This is a genomic window from Dehalobacterium formicoaceticum, from assembly GCF_002224645.1.
Lineage (GTDB): Bacteria > Bacillota > Dehalobacteriia > Dehalobacteriales > Dehalobacteriaceae > Dehalobacterium > Dehalobacterium formicoaceticum.
Genome location: NZ_CP022121.1, coordinates 1,519,530 through 1,537,699, shown reverse-complemented (window position 1 = coordinate 1,537,699; position 18,170 = coordinate 1,519,530). Strand labels below are relative to the sequence as shown.

The window sequence follows — 18,170 nt, the reverse complement described above, 5'->3', positions numbered from 1 at the left end:
TCAGCCATCTCCTTCTCTTACAAAGTATTTGGTTTTTACTGCAGATTGACTCCAAGTTAAAATACGAGAGAATCGCAAATTTTGTTCCACTTATCAAGGGGTGTCAACTGTACATAAAGTGTATATTAAAGAGGGGTCACTTCAAACCGTCCCTGCATTTCAATCGTTTCATTATAAGTTGACGAAGATATTTAAAATATGATAGGCTAAGAGTTGGTGACTGTCCACGTGTTCAAGTCTTTTGACACAATTCTATTGACAGTCATCATAGGAGGTTTTTGCTTCGTGTTTAGCTTGCAACCGGATAATTTGTTTTTTGCAAATATTTTACTATATATTGCTGCTGCTTTGCTTTCCCTTTTATTAAGGAAGCGTCATAAAAGATGTAATATCATCGCTAACCTTCTTTGTATCGCAGGGGCAACTCTGGGGATCTTCGCATCATTAAACTATCTCTTATCAGACAGAGGGATGCTCACGCTAATTCATTTTAGCACGTCCATCCCCCTTATTGACCTGGATCTGGTTATCGACGATCTAGCGAGCTTCTTTATTCTGGGTTTATCTGTTTTGGTACTTGCCGTATCCCTCTATTCCTTAGGATATAATGCCCACTACTACGGGAAAAGGAATGTAGGGCTTTTTAATTTTCTCTATGCCACTTTTATTTTATCCATGTTTTTGGTCATGACTGCCGGAAATACTGTTTTTTTCTTTATAGCTTGGGAAGTGATGTCCCTCCTTTCTTACTTTTTAGTGGTTTTTGAATCGGAGAAGGAAGAAAATCAAAAAGCAGGCACCCTGTACATTATCATGACCCATATCGGGGCCACCTTTTTATTAATCGCCTTTATGATCATCTTTAGCTTCACCGGTTCCTTTGATATTTTCGGAAGTTCTGCTGTCATACCTGAGACAGCAAAAAATATAATCTTTATCCTGCTCCTCATTGGCTTCGGCACCAAGGCCGGGGTGATTCCCCTGCATATTTGGCTGCCCTATGCTCACCCGGCAGCTTCCAGTAACGTGTCCGCTTTGATGTCGGGTATCATGATTAAGACAGCCATTTATGGATTGATCCGGTTTGACCTGATTTATTTAGGCATCCAGCATACCTGGTGGGGTGTATTGATTCTCTGTATAGGCGTGATCTCAGCAGTGTTAGGAGTCGCATACTCCCTTATGGAAGACAACGTAAAAAGACTTCTTGCCTTTTCCAGCATAGAAAATATCGGTATTATTTTCATTGGCCTGGGGGTTAGTTTTATCGCATTCGCCCAGCATAATGTATTTCTCGGCGGTTTGGCTCTCACAGCAGCCCTTTTTCATACCTTTAATCACACCTTGTTTAAGGGCGGTCTTTTCCTTGGCGCCGGTGCTATTCAATACGCAACCCACACCAAGAATATGGAGGAATTAGGCGGCTTAATTAAAAAGATGCCGGTGACATCGATATTTGTTTTGTGTTTCGCTCTCGCCATATCGGCCATCGTGCCTTTTAACGGCTTTGTCAGCGAATGGCTAACTTATCAGTCTCTTTTTGCTAATATTGATTTGGATAGTGCCGGTGGCATCAATATGTTATATATCCTCACCGCGGCTGCTCTGGCTTTATGTGGTGCATTAGCAGCTGTGTGTTTTGTTAAACTCTTCGGTATCTCTTTCTTGGGCCGATCCCGCAGCACGGTGGCCGCAAATGCAGAGGAGGTTCCCACTTCTATGCTCGCAGGTATGGGGTTTCTCGCTGCTCTTTGTCTGATCTTGGGTATTTTCCCCATGTTTTTCCTGGGTATCGCGGACAAGATCGGCCGGGTTTTCACCGGTGTATCTGTGACGGAACAGCTCCAGGGAGGATGGCTTGTGGCTTACCTACCCTTGAATGTAGGCGGTAACAGCATCTCCCCCAGCTTTTTGCTACTTGCTTTAGCCTTGCTTGTCCTTTTGGGCCTGATGATGGTCAGAATTATCGGCGGAAAATACCGGGAAAGGAAATATAATACCTGGGATTGTGGCTTCAAGGAAATAAATGCCAGGATGCAATACAGCTCCACTGGTTTTTCCAAACCGCTGCGCATTGTTTTTAGAATTTTATACCGCCCTGGGCGAGAACTGAAAACGGAAAAAGGTGCTTCTCCCTATTTTCCCCTGACCCAAAATTACCGGGTTACTACCGAACCCATTTTTGAGAAACATTTGTATAATCCCCTGATCCTGATCATAAGCAAGTTTTCCATTAAAACAAAGCTCTCGATTCAGACGGGTAGCATCCATTTATACCTTTTTTATATTCTCGTCGCAATCCTGGTCTTGTTACTATATAATCACCTCGTTTAAGTTATGTTTTAAGTTTGATCGTAAGAAAAAGGAGCGGCAAATATGCACAGTCTTGTTTATTTCCCCATTCAAATATTGATCATCCTGCTTCTGGCACCATTGGTGAATGGCATCATCAAGAAAGTAAAAGCCTTTTCCCAAAAAAGAACGGGGGCACCCATTTTTCAGATGTACTTTGACTTATATAAATTAATGAAAAAAGATGTGGTTATTTCCCAGACATCTTCTTGGATTTATCATGTCACTCCTTATCTGGTTTTTGGTGCTACCATGGCGGCAGCACTGCTGGTACCCGTTTCCACTTTGATGGCTCCCGCCTCTTTTCCCGGGGACGCCATTATGCTGATTTATATTTTTGCCCTGAGTCGATTTTTTATGATGCTCTCCGGATTAGATACAGCCAGCACCTTTGGCGGAATGGGCAGCAGCAGAGAAGGGATGATTTCCTCATTAATGGAACCGTCCATGTTGATTTCCTTCTTCACGATCGGACTGATTTCCAGATCTACTTCCATCTATAATATGATGAATGCTTCAAATTCCCTGGAATTACCACTGGTACAGCCTGTTTATTTAATGATTTTTCTTGCTTTCCTGATCATCATCATTGCAGAAACCTCCCGGATCCCGGTAGATGATCCGGCTACGCACCTGGAACTGACTATGGTGCATGAGGCGATGATCTTAGAGTACTCAGGCCGACATCTGGCTTTAATGGAGTTAAGTGCCGTGATCAAACAACTGGCTTTAATCACCTTTTTGGTCAACATTTTTTTGCCCCATGACCATCTGATTTTCTTATCCGGGGCGGGAGCCGTGTTGCTATCCCTTTTATTTTATGTGATCAAGGTGATTTTCCTCGCGATCCTGATTGCCTTCATTGAAGTAAATACGGTTAAGTTACGCCTCTTTAGCCTACCTAATTTGGCAGCCTTATCCTTTATCTTATCTTTTTTAGGTTTTATCAATTACTTCCTGCTAGGAAGATAATATTTTGTTTGACAAAGGAATGAAAAACCATGACAAATTTTCTTGATACCTTATCCCTGCTTATTTTGCTAACCTCCTTTATTCTCATTGCCAATAAAAGGATTGGATCCTATGTCAGAACATTTCGGCTGCAATCCCTGTTAATCGCTCTGGGCGCAGGGATCATTGGTCTGGAAAGCTTTGCTCAGGACGGTCGCTTTGATGCTTTGATCTTATGCGGGATCATGGTGCTCTTAAAAGTGATCTACATCCCTAACCTTCTTAATAAGACTTATGAACATGTGGAACATACGGTAGAAAAGGACTTTATTCTAAATATCCCCATTTTAATATTTATTTCCTTTCTTTTATTTGTATTTTCTTATTTAACCTTCTCTTCTATTGAAGGTCTCCATGAAGGAGAGGTTAACCTGCAGATGATTAATTTAGTATCTGTAGTCTTAATCGGACTATTTTTTATGATCACCCGGAAGAAAGCAATTGGTCAAATCGTAGGCTTTTTGGTGCTGGAAAACGGAATTTTTGCCACCGCAATGTTCGTGACCAAAGGTATGCCTCTGATCGTGGATCTGGGAATCTTCATTGATCTCCTTACCGGGGTATTAATTATGGGCTTGATGGTATTTAGAATTTATGAAAAATTTGATTCAATTGACATCAATAAAATGAAAAATTTGAGAGGATAGAAAAGATGGGATATATGCTGCTGTTGATCCCGGTAATCACGGTGCTTTTGGCATTGGTGATCAAAAACCGGAGTGTACTCCATAAGCTGAGCCTGTTGGCCTCGGCCTTAATGTTGATTATGGCCATGGGGCTAACTAAAAATATTATTCTTGAGGGTGTAATCAATGATCCCATCTGGGGCGGTTTCTTTTATATCGATGCCTTAAGTATTATTGTCCTAGATATCGTGATTTTCCTAAGCTTTTTGGTCAGTGTTTATTCTGTGGGCTATCTGGAGGAAGACCTGCGGCAGGAAAAAATCGGCGAGGATCAAATCCGCCTCTATTATATTTTGCTCTATACTTTTATCTTTACCATGATTCTGGCCCTAACGGTGAAAAATATGGGGATTATGTGGGTAGCCATTGAGGCGACAACTCTGGCCTCTGTTTTTTTAGTGGGTTTTTATAATACCAAGGAATCCCTGGAAGCTGCCTGGAAATACATTATTATCTGTTCTGTCGGGATTTCCCTAGCCTTTTTGGGGATTATTCTCCTTCATCTTTCCTCCTCAGGTGTATTAGGTGAGGGTCAGCTGCTGGATTGGACTGCCTTATTTGCCCAGGCGGAAGCATTAAAAAGCCCCTTTTTAAGGTTATCCTTTCTCTTTATCATCGTGGGCTTTGGCACCAAAGCCGGTTTGGCACCGATGCACACCTGGTTGCCCGGCGCTCATAGCCAGGCACCGTCTCCCATCAGCGCCCTCCTTTCGGGAGTTCTCTTGAACAGCGCCATGTATGGCATTATGCGCGCAGTGGCCATTGTCAATAAAAATTTGGCAGGCAGTGATTTTACAGGCAATCTTTTGATGGCCACAGGTCTGTTATCCATCGGGATTGCAGCAGTGATCATCCTTTCACAAAAAGAATACAAAAGTCTCCTGGCTTATTCCAGCATTGAGCATATGGGAATCATCGCCTTCGGCTTAGGTCTTTTTACCCCGGCCGCTATCTTTGGCGCCCTGCTGCATATGATCAACCATTCCCTGACCAAATCCATGCTCTTCTTTGCGACAGGGAATATTCTTCATACCTATCATACAGGGAGGATTGCCAGGGTTAAGGGCATCTTAAAAATGCTGCCTATTTCCGGGACGGCCTTTCTCCTCGGTTTGTTTGCCATTGCCGGAACTCCTCCCTTTAGCATTTTTGCCAGTGAGGTGAACATTATTGCAGCCATTTTTGCCGATGGCAGATATATCATCGGTGGGATATTCGCCCTCCTGCTGGCCATGGTTTTTGCCGGAATTGTTTTTAATATGCTGCGCATGTTTTATGGTACAGGTTCAGAGCAAGAAATGCCGGAAATGCCGGTTACGCGCAAAACAAATCCAGCAGGCATTGGGGTAATTTTACTCCTGCTCTTTTTGATATTAATCACCGGTTTTTATCTGCCCGCAGAGCTTAAAGAGCTGATTTACAGCGCAACACGGATTATAAGGGGGGAATAAAACCATGAATAAAAAGGATTATCGTAAAATACTCGTGGAAAAATTTGCGGATCATATTATTTCACAAAAGATTGCTCACACCAATGAGTTTTATCTGGAGGTAAATCCAAGGATCATCTTAGAGATCATCACTTTTATTGATCAGGAACTAAACTGCCCCTTGATCTCCATGTTTGCCAATGACGAACGCATCCTATCAGATAGATTCGTCCTTTATTATGCCTTTGCTGATCGCGATCAAGGAGTGCTGCTCATCATCAAAACCGGGATTGCCCCGGAAGATCCAACTTTTACTTCCATTGCCGTAAAAATCCCCGGAGCAGCCGTCTATGAAAGGGAAATTAAGGATCTGTTCGGTCTAATTCCCCAAGGTCATCCCGATCCCAAAAGGTTGATCTTTCATAGTAATTGGCCGAAAGGGATCTATCCCCTGCGCAAGGATTTTAATGGACAAGAGAAGCCTCCCTTTGATAATCAGGAAATGCCATTTACGCAGGTGATGGGTGATGGGGTTTATGAGATTCCGGTAGGACCGGTGCATGCCGGCATCATCGAACCGGGACATTTTCGCTTTAGCGTGGCGGGAGAGCCGATCATCAACTTGGAGGCCCAGCTTTATTTTGTTCATAAGGGCATCGAAAAAATGTGTGAAGGACGGTCCATTGAGCATTGCCTCTATGTGGCTGAGCGGATCTCCGGTGATGAAACCTTTGCCAACTCCCAGGCCTATTGCCAGGCGATAGAAAAGATTGCCCAGGTAACCATTCCGGAACGGGCGATGTACACCCGCGTCATTTTTGGGGAACTGGAACGTCTCACCAGCCACCTGGGTGATCTGACGGGGATTTGTACTGATGTGGCCTATGGCTTTGCCGCCTCTCAATTTAATATGCTGCGCGCCTGGGCTTATGACCTGGCCGATGAGCTTTGCGGGATGCGCTTTTTACGCAGTGTAAACAAGCTGGGGGGCTGCCGCCTGGACTTTGTCGCCGGCAAAGAAAAAAGATCCTGGAAAGTTTAGCAAAGATGAAAAAGGAGTTAAGGGAGACCATCACGATCATCAAAAACAAAAACATGTTTATTGATCGGGTGGAACATACCGGTATTTTGGAGCACCAAATTGCTTTGGATTTAAATGCTGTTGGCCCCGGAGGACGGGCTTCGGGGATTCACTATGATGTGCGAAGATCCTTTCCCTACGAGGTCTATGATAAACTCCACTTCACCATTCCCAACCATAAGAATGGAGATGTGAACTGTCGTATGAACGTAAAAATTGAAGAGTGCCAGACCTCACTGGATATCATCAATCAAGCTGTAGAGAGTATGCCTCAGGGCAAAATCAGGGAGCCTTTTCATGAAGTACCACCCTATCAGTTTGCCTTCAGCCTGGTCGAGTCTCCCCGGGGGGAAAATGTCCATTGGGTGATGACGGGGGAAAATAACACCCTTTATCGCTATAAAATCCGAACTCCATCCTTTTGCAACTGGCCGGCTCTATGTCATGCCGTCAAAGGAAATGTTGTACCGGACTTTCCACTGATTAACAAAAGCTTTAATTTGTCCTACGCAGGTAATGATCTGTAATAACCTGTAACTATATTTACCAAAAATAATCTGCCATTTTTCGTTTTAGAAAGGAATGCAGTAAAATGTATAATATGATCAAAAAGATTGTCCAATATCCGCGAATCACAACGAAATATCCCAAAGAAGCTTTGGATGCCGGCCAGGTCATCGGCAAGCCGGCAATTGAGCTCAGTAAATGCACCTTTTGCGGTATATGCGTTTCTGACTGTCCTGCTTCTGCCATTGTCATGGATGCCGCAAAGAAGGATATCGGGATCAACCTTGATCAATGCATCTTTTGCACCTTATGTACCGAGGTTTGCCCCACAGGTGCGGCTCAGATGACCAACCAGATTGAGTTGGCCGCAAAAAATCGGAACGATCTGCGCCACTCACCTATTGTGATTGAAACGCGGGACCTTCCCCATGAATCATATGAGATTATTGGAGAAAAAATTCAACAAAAGGCATACCGAATTTTTGGGCGCAGCTTAAACATCAGAGAAGTTGACGCCGGTTCTTGCAACGGCTGTGATTATGAGATTAATGCTCTAAACAATTCCATAAATGATTTGGAAAGGTTAGGCATACATTTTGTTGCTTCCCCCAGACATGCGGATTTACTACTGGTGACCGGCACTGCCACCAGAAACATGGAGCTTGCATTGATCAAGACCTATACCGCCGCCCCCGACCCTAAGCTGGTGGTGGCGGTAGGTGCCTGTGCCTGCAGTGGCGGCATTTTCCAGGACACTTATGCCACCAAAAACGGCATTGATTGTATTCTCCCGGTGGATGTTTACATTCCGGGATGTCCGCCCCGACCCCCGGCCATCATGTACGGTATTCTCAAAGCCTTAGACCGCGTCAGTTGAGTGGATATTAAAGAGGGGTCACTTCACACCGCCCCTCTGTTTCACGTTCTTACATCCATGTTAATCCTGCCATCCTTAATCTCCACGATACGGTCTGTTTTTTCTGCGGTTTTCTGATCATGGGTGATGACAATAAAAGTCGTCTTATATTGTTGATTAATGTCCCTTAATATCTCATATACATTTTCTGACGATTTGGAATCCAAATTGCCTGTCGGTTCGTCGGCCAGAACGATTTTTGGCTTATTAATCAAGGCTCTGGCAATTGCCGTCCGCTGCTGCTGACCTCCCGACATATTCGTACCCAAATTATTCTTTACCGACGACAGCCCGGTCAGATCTAAAAGCTCATCGGCCCAATCATCAATCTCCTTTGGCACCTTATAATTCATAATCTTGTAGGGCATTAACACATTCTCCTTGGCTGTAAATTCGGGCAAAAGATGATGAAACTGGAATATAAAACCAATGGCCTGATTTCTCAAAACAGCAAGCTCTCGCTTATCCATATTAATTGTCTTCTTACCGTCAATGTAAACCTCACCGGTAGTGGGTTTATCCAAGGTGCCCATAATATTCAGCATGGTACTTTTCCCGCTGCCGGACTCTCCGATAATCGCATTAAAGCTTTCCTCTTCAAAAGCAATATTGATATCAAAAAGCACCTGATTCTTGATTTTGTCACCATAAACTTTATTAATTTTTTTCAGTTCGATAACATTCACTTTAGCCATTATTAATTACCTCAATCGGATCAAGTTTTGAGGTCAACCGAGCCGGTATCAAGGATGCTGTGATTGACGTAAGAATAGCAAACATGCCGGAAATAGCCACGAAACCATTGCTGAAGTAAACCGGTACAATCGGCGTTCCATCCGGTTTAAGAGCAAATTTGCTAAATACCACCAATAATCCAATACCTAAAGCAATACCCATTAATGCCCCTAACACGCCCAGCAATGATCCTTGGAAAACAAAGATCAGGCTGGCATCCCGATCCGTGATCCCCATAGCCTTTAGGATGCCGATCTGCTTTGATCTTTGCACCACAGTAATCGCCAAAACACTTGAGATCCCCAACAAAACGGAAACTAAAACAAATACCTGAATCATGTAGCTGGATATATTTTGACCATTTAGGCCGCTGAGCAGGGACTGATTTAAATCCTTCCAGTTATCCACCTTCAAATCCGTATCGGACAGTGTGTATGCAACTTGACGTGAGATCTCGTCGGCCATAAAAACTTCATTTACTTGCATTTCTACCGCAGTAATACCGTCAACGGAAAGAATATTTCCTACCGTTTCCAAATCCGTTACTACCCAGGAATCATTCACAGAAGCTACCCCCAAATCAAAAAACCCAGTAACGTTAACTCGGTATAGGCCTCCATTCGTGGTAATCAATGATAAATCATCATTTACCCTGGTGCCTGATTTTAATGCCAGCTCCTTGCCGATGAGCACCTCGCCTCTTTTAGCGGGAAATCTTCCTTCATACAAATTATTCTTAAATTTATAGATCTTGTCGGCATCCTCTAATTCAAAGCCCCTGATCACTACAGAAGCGCGATCATCTTCATAATCAATGGTGGCAATACCATCTAAGACGGGAGTAATATTTTTTACATCAGAACTGCTGATTTGCGATTCATAAACCGTTCTTTCCCAGTTCTTGATCCTTTCCCCATCCTCTTTTGATGCAATCGTTACGTGAGAGGTGCTCCCAATGGTGGTATCAATCAAATCTATTTGCAGCCCCTGAATCAAGGAACCGATAAATATCTGAACAGCAACACCTACGGAAATCCCCAAAACAATCAATAAGGTTTGATTCCTTCCTGATTTTAAAAACCTCAGGGCTATTTCAAAGGCTAATCTCACGGGCATCACCCCCTTTTAATAAACTCTCTTATTTCATAACCTTAACGAGCATTCCTTTAGTTAAATCTAAGGGAGGATTGATAATCACCACATCATTTTCACTGATGCCCTTTTTAATATTAATCACATATCCGTCGGTAATTCCTGTTTCAACATATACTTTTTGGGCAGCTTTTCCTTCTACTACATAAACAAACTCCCCGTTGTCGTCATTTTTGACACATTCATTTTTTAGGATCAGGACTTCATCCTGTTCGGCCAAGATAATATTGGCCTTGCCTTCGTAGCCAAATAATATGGCATCGTCAGGATTAGTAATTTCGATTCTTATTTCTACCTTCGGCTCACTGCCACTGTTATCTGTCACCGCATTCTTAGAAACAGTGGTTACGATGCCCTCATAGGCGTTGCTTAATCCGTCAATAGCCACCATAGCCTTCAGGCCTTCCTTAATTAATGTGGCATCCTGCTGGGGCACCAAAGCTGCAAACTCATAGGTAGCATTACCATATATGGTAATGGATTCTCCGGCGAGAATTTGGTGGAATGCTTCCAAAGGAAACTCCGTGACAAATCCTGCAGTAGAAGAGTAAATGCCGGAATCCTTAATTTCGTTATGTAAGCTTTCCATATCAAGCTGGGCAGTCCTGATTTGCCTTTCCAGTGAAGAAATGCTTTGCTGATTTTCTTTATCATTATTGCTAAAGCTCACTGACGCATCATTTAGACTCAACTCGGCCTTTTTCACATTAGCGGTTAATTTGTTTACATCGGAAACATATTTATCGTATTCAACTTTGCTGATGGCATTTTGCCCATAAAGAAGCTCGGCCCTTTTTAAATCATCTTGGGCTGTTTGCAAATCGGTTTTAGCCAGAGCATATTCTTCTCTGCTTTTTGATAAGGCATTGCTTAACAAAATTACACTGCTTTTATCAGAAGTTAAATGGCTTAATTTGGCATTGAGATCCTCTAAGTTTGCCTTTGCTTTCTTCAGTGATAAATCAATATCTGTGGTATCGAGTTCTGCTAAGAGTTGGTTTTCTTTTACCAGATCATTTTCCTGTACATATGTTTTAATCACTTTCCGATTGGCTTCCAGAGGGATGACCTGAATATCATTGGAATCGATAACTCCCGAAACCTCAATGGTTTTTGAAATACTTCCTTTGTATCCTTTCATGGTGCTAACTTCCATGCCCTCTTCCCTATTTATGAAAAAATAGCCGACTGCTGCGCAGATCGCAACAACCATAAATATAATCAAAAATCGATACTTTTTCATATAAGTAGACAACTCCTCCTCATCAAACGTCAATATGGTCGCTATATATATTCGTGAATGTCGGGAGTATTACCTTTCCCTTAACTTTAAAATGTTCAATACGTAAGCTTCCTAATAACCTGGGAAAAATCATCAATAAAGATGTCGCATATTTGATGCATTTCTGCTCTCTCTTTTCCTTTGTTGGTTTCATCTTGAACCCCAATTACGTAAAAACCAGCCTCCTTTGCTACTTGACAGGCCGACAAGGAATCCTCAAAGACCACACAATCCTTTGGCTCTACGTGAAACTTTCGGGCACAATGGAGGAAAATCTCCGGGCTGTCCTTAGTGGTTTTTAATTCATCAATAGTAATTACATAATCCAGGTATTGATCTATTCCTGTCCTTTCCACGGTTGCTTTCACAAAATCTCGTATATTGGCAGTTGCGAGGCAAATTTTCATGTCCCGAGCCGAGAGCCACTCCAATAATTCCACGACATGGGGCTTTAGCTGGATGATATCTTGATAAACTACAGACATCTCATCCAGCATATAATGAACAAGCTCTTCCTCAGAATCATCCAAGTGATATTCCTTTTTCATATAGGTAGCTCCGCCCGAAAAGCCTTTCGGCTTAATCTCACTTAACATTTCATCATCCGGTATAATACCCTGCTTGGCAAAAAGCCTTTTAAACATCTCATCAATGTATTCCATTGATGCCACCACTGTGCCGTCAAAATCAAAGATCACCATTCTTTTCTTGTTCATATTCATTATTAATATTACCTCACTTCTTTGTCAGCTAATTTTGGGGAAACATTATCCGCCTTTTTATTGGCCTTTCTGACCCTTTATTGTTAAAATTAATAGGACTATAATTGAAAATACATTCCAAGTATTAATATTATACCTTATCTACCGCTAGTGCAAAATATATATTCAATTTAAAAGGCATGATTCAACTAAAATTTGTATGTGAGGCAGGAGAAAAATGATAAAGATAATTAAGGGAAATATTGTTTTTACCCCCACACCGGATAAGTTTACTGTATTACCCCATGGACATATCCTGGTTAGTGATGGCAAAGTAAAAGGGGTTTATCAAGAGCTACCGAGAGAGTATCGCAACTTGGCAATTACAGATTATGGTGATAGATTAATTATTCCGGGTATGAATGATCTGCACTGCCACGCTTCCCAGTTTAAGCATGTGGGCATGGCCATGGATAAAGAATTGATTCCCTGGTTGGAGAACTATACTTTTCCCGAAGAAGCTAAATTTCAAGATACTAAATACGCGGAAAAGATCTATCAAAACTTTATTAAGGAAATCTGGAAACAAGGCACCACGCGGATCGTGGTCTTTGCTACTGTACATAAAGAATCCACCATGAGACTATTAGACATGTTTATTAATTCCGGATTGGGAGCTTATGTGGGTAAGGTAAATATGGATAATAATTGCCCCGATTATATACGCGAAAACTCAGCAGACTCTCTAAAAGATACGGAAGACATCATTATCAAATACCAAAATAAATCTCCTTTAGTAAAACCCATCATCACCCCCCGCTTTGCCCCCAGCTGTAGCGAATGGCTTTTGGCGGAATTAGGCAAATTGGGCCAAAAATTTGGCATCCCCGTTCAATCCCACTTATCGGAGAATAAAAACGAGGTAAAGTGGGTGCAGAAATTGTTTCCTGATGCCGACTATTATGGAGATGTCTATCGGCAATATGATCTTTTTGGCGCAACACCTACTTTAATGGCCCACTGCAGTTTATCCTCGGAAGAAGAAATGAAATTAATGAAGGAGAACAATGTCCTGGCCGTCCATTGTCCCACTTCCAATTTGAATGTGGGTAGCGGATTAATGCCCATCAGAAGGTTCATGGATCGGGGTATTAAATTAGGCCTGGGCTCGGACTTAAGTGGAGGACATCTTCCTTCATTGATGAAAGTCATGGTTTATGCCATTCAGACGTCAAAGATCTTTTGGGCAAATTCGGAGAAACAAATGGATTTTCTCACCAATTCTGAGGCCTTCTTTATTGCCACCAAAGGGGGAGGCAGTTTCTTTGGCAAGGTAGGCAGTTTCGAAGCAGGGTATGATTTTGATGCCCTGATTATTGATGACGAAGAATTAAATTATCTGGATTATACATTGGAAGAACGGCTGGAAAGATTTATTTATCTGGGAGATGACCGGCATATCCTGCACCGTTATGTCTCAGGAAACTTAATCAAAAAGCCCGACTTTTAAATCCTTATCCGGTTCTCTCAGCGGATTGCCATGGCGCTTCTTTACTTGTGTCATTATTTGTTAGTATTTATCCGTATTATATCTCTGATAATGTAAAAAATAAGAATCGAGGTGATGATATGGTATTTACCGTACCAAGAAGCAAGGCAATAAAGCAACAACAGTTGATTGATGTTGAGGAAGCATATCATTTATGGGATATTCTTAAATCAATGTACAGTGTTGTGGAACGATTTAATATTTGGAGTAACTTTGTTCATGATCCTGAGTTTGGTTTATTAGCCAAAAAGAACATTCATGATTTAAAGAAAGAAATTAATGTTTTAGAAAAGGAACTGGAAAGGTATGGGATTCAAGGCCCTAGAACAAATAGATCCAGAATTAATACGTCTGTTAACTCAGAAATCCTCCTTGATGAGTTTTTGGCCCATGATTTCTTTTTAGTTCTTCAGGAACAAGTGGAGATGTTTTTAAGAGCCTTTGTGACGTCAACTACAAATGAGGGTATCAGAAAATTATTTTTCAAAATGTTAACTCAGGCTATGGAACGACAAAGTTTGATGGAGAAGTATCTGAAAATAAAGGGATGGCTGGAAACACCGCCTCTTTATTCCCTTATTCCTAATAACGTAAAAGAAAGACTGGATACCGGGGAAGTTTTTCACCTCTGGGATCATTTAACGTACCGTTATGACGGTATCGAAAAAACTGAAACCCTTCATGATTTTGTATATGACGGTGATTTTAAAGTGCTTTTAAAGGTGGGTTTACAGGGGGTGCTTAAAAAACAGGTTTCCATGTTGGAAAAGGAGTTGGAGTATTTTGGCATTCCTATGCCCAAGCGTCCACCAAATGTTATCACTCCACCGTACAACACAGAAATTTTAAAGGATGAGTTTATGTTTAAAGATATCTATACAGGCATGCATGGAGCAGCAATCATGCATGCCCAAGCATTAAAACAATCTACAACCAATGACCGCGTACGGGAAATTTTTAAGGATTTATTGCTGGAGGAAATTCATCTGCTGGATCAGCTTATTAAGTTTGGTAAAGTTAAGGGTTGGCTGCAGCCTGCACCTCAATACAGGCTATAGTCACCACACAGTAATAATCCCCGGAGAATATTATTAATCCCAAGTGTAATACTAGACCTATTCAAGGATGCTGATGATGATAAGGGCAGTAATTCAATGGCACATATCTATCAGTTTAGTGCAAAATGAACATACCGGAGGCCAAAAATGGACAGATTCCATAGAGGATTAGCGGCAGGAATAATTGCCGGAATTCCCATGAATATTTGGGACCTATTTTCTTATCACTATTTGAAATTTTCTAACTTGCGATATCTTGATTGGAATTCAGTTATGATCTTTGGACATCTTCCTTACACCATGGGAGAAGTAATTTTTGCCTTGTTATCACAGTTTTTATTGGCGGGCTTTTTGGGTATGATATTTACTTATTTGATTGAGCTTAAAATAACCTCCAGGAATCATTGGCTGAAAGGCGTTGTTTTTGGATATTTAGCAGGATATTTGATTTTTGCCGTCGCAGTCACTTTTCAAGTACCTTATATTATAACCCGATCTTTAGATACCGTGATAACCCAATTCATCGGAGCATTAATTTGGGGTTTAACCATGTCCTATATACTGAGTTGGCTGGATAAAACAAAGTTAGTTGAAAAGAAATAGACCGAAACCTCTCTTCTATACACCCGCTCATAGGTTTCTGCTATGGTAATAATCCTGGAAATTTGGGGGATTTCTTCGCCGATGAGTCCTTTGGGATATTCTTTTCCGCCCCATTTTTCACGATGATAGTATACGCAGGAGAGACATCATTCACACCTTCCAGGAGATCCAGTGCAGCCTCTTCATCCAGGGGTCTGCTGATTAAATACCCTTGCATCTTGTCGCAGCCATGCTCAATCAAGTATTCCTTCTGCACCTCATGTTCGACGCCCTCTGCCACAACATAATGCTCCAGCTTGTGCGCCATGGATATGATATCGCCTGTAATTGTCCCGTTATGATTCAAGGGGACCAGTTCGTCGATAAAATATTTGTCGATCTTCAGACAGTTGATATTAAGCTCCCGTTCTCGTGCCAAAGATGAATATCCGGTTCCAAAATCATCAACTGCAATTTCAATGCCGGATGCTTTAAGCTCTTTAAGCTTCTTGTTAATTTCGCAAAAATTGTCGGAAAATACCGACTCCGTGATTTCAATAATCAGATTTGTGGGGTCAACGCCCATATCCTCTAAAAGGGCAAACAGGGTTGCATTGAAATCATTCGTTAATAACTGAATTAAAGATACGTTAATTGAAATTTTTACGGAATCGTACCCTTGAGTTTTAAGTTTATTGAGAAAGCTTAAGGCGAGAAAAATAATTCTTTTGCCGATGGGAACAATCAGCTTTGTTTCTTCGGCAATGGGGATAAACTCCAAAGGTGGTATGATGCCTAACTCATTACTCTTAATACGTGATAAAGCTTCGAAACTGCAGATATGATTAGCCTTAAGATCAAGGATAGGTTGAAATTGTAAATAAATGTAGTTTTCCTCACCGGCAGCTATTTTTTCCAGCACCTCTTTAATTTTTCTTTTGCGTAATATTTTCGATTCCATTTCCTGATCAAAAAAAACATAATTGAAGTGTTGGTCCGGTTTGTTCAATGCATTTTCGGAGGCGATTAAGACGTTTTTAAGCATCCCTTTCACATCTTTTACATCCATATCTTGCTCTTCTATCTCCAGAATACCAATACCTACACCGATTCCTTCTGTCTCTAATGTGGATCCTAAAATATCTTCGATATCATGGCAAAACTGAATCAAGTCATTCTTATCATAATAGTTCTTCACATAAAAAGTAAAGCGATTGCTATAAGTAGCAAATAACTGACAATTATTAATACACATGGACAAGAGGACATCAGAAATTTTTTTGAATAATACCTGAACATAGTTGAAGCCATAAGCAAGGGTCAGTATATCTAGTCGACATAGATTCATATTCAATAATGCCCTTTTGCCATTTTCTTTCCTTGCGGCATCATGTTCTAAAAGTTCCTCCAAATGCCTGCGGTTATGTAGTCCCGTTAGGGTATCATGCTCAAGTAAAAATTGATTCCTTAGCTCATGATTTTTACGATCAGAAATATCGATAATAATTCCTTCAAGGGCTTCCACATTTCCCAGCTCATCAAAGATACCCTGAGCTTTTTCCAAAACCCATTTCCGCTTACCCGATGCGGTTATGATTTCATATTCGTGTTCAAAAGGCAGCCGATGTCGGAGCACTTCCTCCCATTTAAGCCAAATGGCTTCCCGATATTCCGGTGCTATAATCTGATTATAAGACAATTCCTTGTTGCCAATCAAACTCTCCGCCTTATAGCCGGTTAATTCATAAGAACCTTGGGAAACAAACTGCATCGTCCATTCTCGGTCATAATCGCAGCGATAGGCGATACCCGGCAGATTAGCCAAGAGCACAGACTTGCTTCTTTCACTTTCCCATAGATCTTTTTCCATCTCTTTGCGCTTGGTGATTTCCTGAACAATGCATATATGGTTATTGGTGGTAGTATTGTCCAGGTTTAACCGAGCGACCACCATATAAACCCAGACAATGGAACCATCCGGTTTTATATATCGCTTCTCCATCGAATAACTGCTGATCTTACCTGATTTTAACTTCTCAAAGTTCTCCCGATCTTTGTCCCGATCATCGGGATGAGTAATCTTGCCCCAGCCGACTTTTATCAGTTCTTCTTTTGTTCTACCGGTAATTTGCTCGAAAACCGGATTGATAATGCTCTTAATACCACTACCAAAGGGCTTGTCACTATGCAAAATCGTGATCCCAATGGGTACCTGATTTAAAATTGTGTCCAGGGTCAGATCCCGTCCAAAGAGCATCTCTTCATATAATTGACGTATCCTTAAGAGCTCCAGATGAATCTCTACTCTTGATTTCAAACACTCCCGATTTATCGGTTTGCGAATAAAATCAGCTGCACCCATCTTCAAACCATTTATTTCATGCTCCGGCTTATCATTATCGGTAAGAATAATGGTGCGCAGATTCTGATATTCCTCTTCAGTTTTTAGTTTTTTGAGAAGTTGGTAGCCCTCCATATTTGGCAGATTAAGATCAAGGATAATCAGACTAAGATCAGTATTATCATCCATTTCCTGCATCGCTTCCCAACCATCGGATGCCGTTAAAATGTAATAATCCATTAACAGGTTTTGTAACTTTAAACGATCGACAGCGGAATCAGTAACAATCAATATTTTCGCAGGCATAAATCCCCCCCTTCAGGACTCACACACCACCCATGACGCTACTTACTTTCTCTCTTTTTTGAATGTCGCTTCAGATTTGCTTACGATCAAAAGGTATGTATTAAGCTTGAATTATTTATTACGGACGCTAAGTTCCTGATTGGTTCAACTAACTATCAGTAGGGGATGAAGAAAACCCCTACTGATAGAAGTTTCACTTTATATACTACCGGCAACAGCAAAATCATTATCTCCTTTAATTCTACAAAAGAATGCAATTTCCTTCATAATTTACCATACCGCCGTCCCCTTTTATCCAGCCATCATTCCAGTTTCTCTTACATTGCACCTTTTTTCTCAAATATAAGCATTTTGTCGATATTGTCATTGTATTATAATGGTTCGGCTATGCATTGGTTTGCAAATACGTATTTTACTTCCTCTAAAAACAAAAAGCCGGTTGGGCTGTTTTGTCTTTCACCCTACCGGCATAATCTAATTT

16 protein-coding genes are annotated in these 18,170 nt (G+C 41.4%); 10 read left to right on the top strand and 6 right to left on the bottom strand.

From position 1 onward, the window contains the following. Window positions 1-285 precede the first annotated feature (285 nt). From CEQ75_RS07605 to CEQ75_RS07580, 7 genes are all read left to right on the top strand, one after another. Window positions 286-2,334 (top strand): proton-conducting transporter transmembrane domain-containing protein, encoded by a 2,049-nt coding sequence (locus tag CEQ75_RS07605; protein WP_242965403.1) that lies wholly within the window; start codon window positions 286-288, stop codon window positions 2,332-2,334. A 42-nt stretch (window positions 2,335-2,376) separates the two neighbouring features. After that, window positions 2,377-3,324, top strand: a complete 948-nt coding sequence (locus tag CEQ75_RS07600; RefSeq protein ID WP_089609798.1) for a respiratory chain complex I subunit 1 family protein — start codon at window positions 2,377-2,379, stop codon at window positions 3,322-3,324. Window positions 3,325-3,353: 29 nt separating this feature from the next. Beyond that, window positions 3,354-4,010, top strand: a complete 657-nt coding sequence (locus tag CEQ75_RS07595; protein ID WP_089609797.1) for a hydrogenase — start codon at window positions 3,354-3,356, stop codon at window positions 4,008-4,010. A gap of 5 nt (window positions 4,011-4,015) precedes the next feature. Further along, window positions 4,016-5,500: a hydrogenase 4 subunit F gene (locus CEQ75_RS07590; RefSeq protein ID WP_089609796.1), complete on the top strand. Its 1,485-nt coding sequence runs from the start codon at window positions 4,016-4,018 to the stop codon at window positions 5,498-5,500. 4 nt (window positions 5,501-5,504) lie between these two features. After that, a complete protein-coding gene (locus tag CEQ75_RS18890; protein ID WP_242965402.1) occupies window positions 5,505-6,521 on the top strand; it encodes a hydrogenase large subunit in 1,017 nt (338 codons plus the stop codon). Next, on the top strand, window positions 6,428-7,087 hold the full coding sequence (locus CEQ75_RS18885) for a hydrogenase large subunit (RefSeq protein ID WP_242965401.1): 660 nt from the start codon (window positions 6,428-6,430) through the stop codon (window positions 7,085-7,087). Before CEQ75_RS18890 ends, CEQ75_RS18885 begins: the two co-directional genes overlap by 94 nt. Before the next feature lie 65 nt (window positions 7,088-7,152). After that, window positions 7,153-7,944, top strand: coding sequence for an NADH-quinone oxidoreductase subunit B family protein (locus CEQ75_RS07580; RefSeq protein ID WP_089609795.1), 792 nt, complete (start codon window positions 7,153-7,155; stop codon window positions 7,942-7,944). Window positions 7,945-7,985: 41 nt separating this feature from the next. Here the strand turns inward: CEQ75_RS07580 and CEQ75_RS07575 are convergent, their stop codons facing one another. The 4 genes from CEQ75_RS07575 to CEQ75_RS07560 all read right to left on the bottom strand — a co-directional run bounded on the left by CEQ75_RS07575 (window position 7,986) and on the right by CEQ75_RS07560 (window position 11,874). After that, complete coding sequence (locus CEQ75_RS07575; protein ID WP_089609794.1) at window positions 7,986-8,678, bottom strand: ABC transporter ATP-binding protein; 693 nt, start codon at window positions 8,676-8,678, stop codon at window positions 7,986-7,988. Further along, complete coding sequence (locus CEQ75_RS07570) at window positions 8,671-9,834, bottom strand: ABC transporter permease (RefSeq protein WP_242965400.1); 1,164 nt, start codon at window positions 9,832-9,834, stop codon at window positions 8,671-8,673. The genes CEQ75_RS07575 and CEQ75_RS07570 overlap by 8 nt, the downstream gene beginning before the upstream one ends. 22 nt (window positions 9,835-9,856) lie before the next feature. Beyond that, the gene (locus CEQ75_RS07565; RefSeq protein ID WP_089609792.1) at window positions 9,857-11,113 is read right to left on the bottom strand and encodes an efflux RND transporter periplasmic adaptor subunit; all 1,257 of its coding nucleotides are present in this window, start codon (window positions 11,111-11,113) and stop codon (window positions 9,857-9,859) included. Between the two features lie 95 nt (window positions 11,114-11,208). Further along, entirely contained in the window at window positions 11,209-11,874 is a 666-nt protein-coding gene (locus CEQ75_RS07560) for an HAD family hydrolase (protein ID WP_089609791.1), read from the bottom strand. Between the two features lie 217 nt (window positions 11,875-12,091). On the opposite strand from CEQ75_RS07560, the gene guaD reads away from it, so the two are divergent. The 3 genes from guaD to CEQ75_RS07545 all read left to right on the top strand — a co-directional run bounded on the left by guaD (window position 12,092) and on the right by CEQ75_RS07545 (window position 15,063). After that, complete coding sequence (gene guaD / locus CEQ75_RS07555) at window positions 12,092-13,363, top strand: guanine deaminase (RefSeq protein ID WP_089609790.1); 1,272 nt, start codon at window positions 12,092-12,094, stop codon at window positions 13,361-13,363. A 119-nt stretch (window positions 13,364-13,482) separates the two neighbouring features. After that, on the top strand, window positions 13,483-14,460 hold the full coding sequence (locus CEQ75_RS07550) for a DUF3231 family protein (protein WP_089609789.1): 978 nt from the start codon (window positions 13,483-13,485) through the stop codon (window positions 14,458-14,460). 147 nt (window positions 14,461-14,607) lie between these two features. Beyond that, window positions 14,608-15,063, top strand: coding sequence for a hypothetical protein (locus CEQ75_RS07545; protein WP_089609788.1), 456 nt, complete (start codon window positions 14,608-14,610; stop codon window positions 15,061-15,063). Here CEQ75_RS07545 and CEQ75_RS07540 read toward each other — a convergent pair. Then, the gene (locus CEQ75_RS07540; RefSeq protein ID WP_338032021.1) at window positions 15,015-15,146 is read right to left on the bottom strand and encodes a hypothetical protein; all 132 of its coding nucleotides are present in this window, start codon (window positions 15,144-15,146) and stop codon (window positions 15,015-15,017) included. The two genes, CEQ75_RS07545 and CEQ75_RS07540, sit on opposite strands and share 49 nt — an antisense overlap. Beyond that, window positions 15,104-17,689 carry an EAL domain-containing protein gene (locus CEQ75_RS07535; protein WP_089609787.1) on the bottom strand — a complete coding sequence of 862 codons (2,586 nt, stop codon included), beginning with the start codon at window positions 17,687-17,689 and terminating at the stop codon, window positions 15,104-15,106. Before CEQ75_RS07535 ends, CEQ75_RS07540 begins: the two co-directional genes overlap by 43 nt. Window positions 17,690-18,170 lie beyond the last annotated feature (481 nt).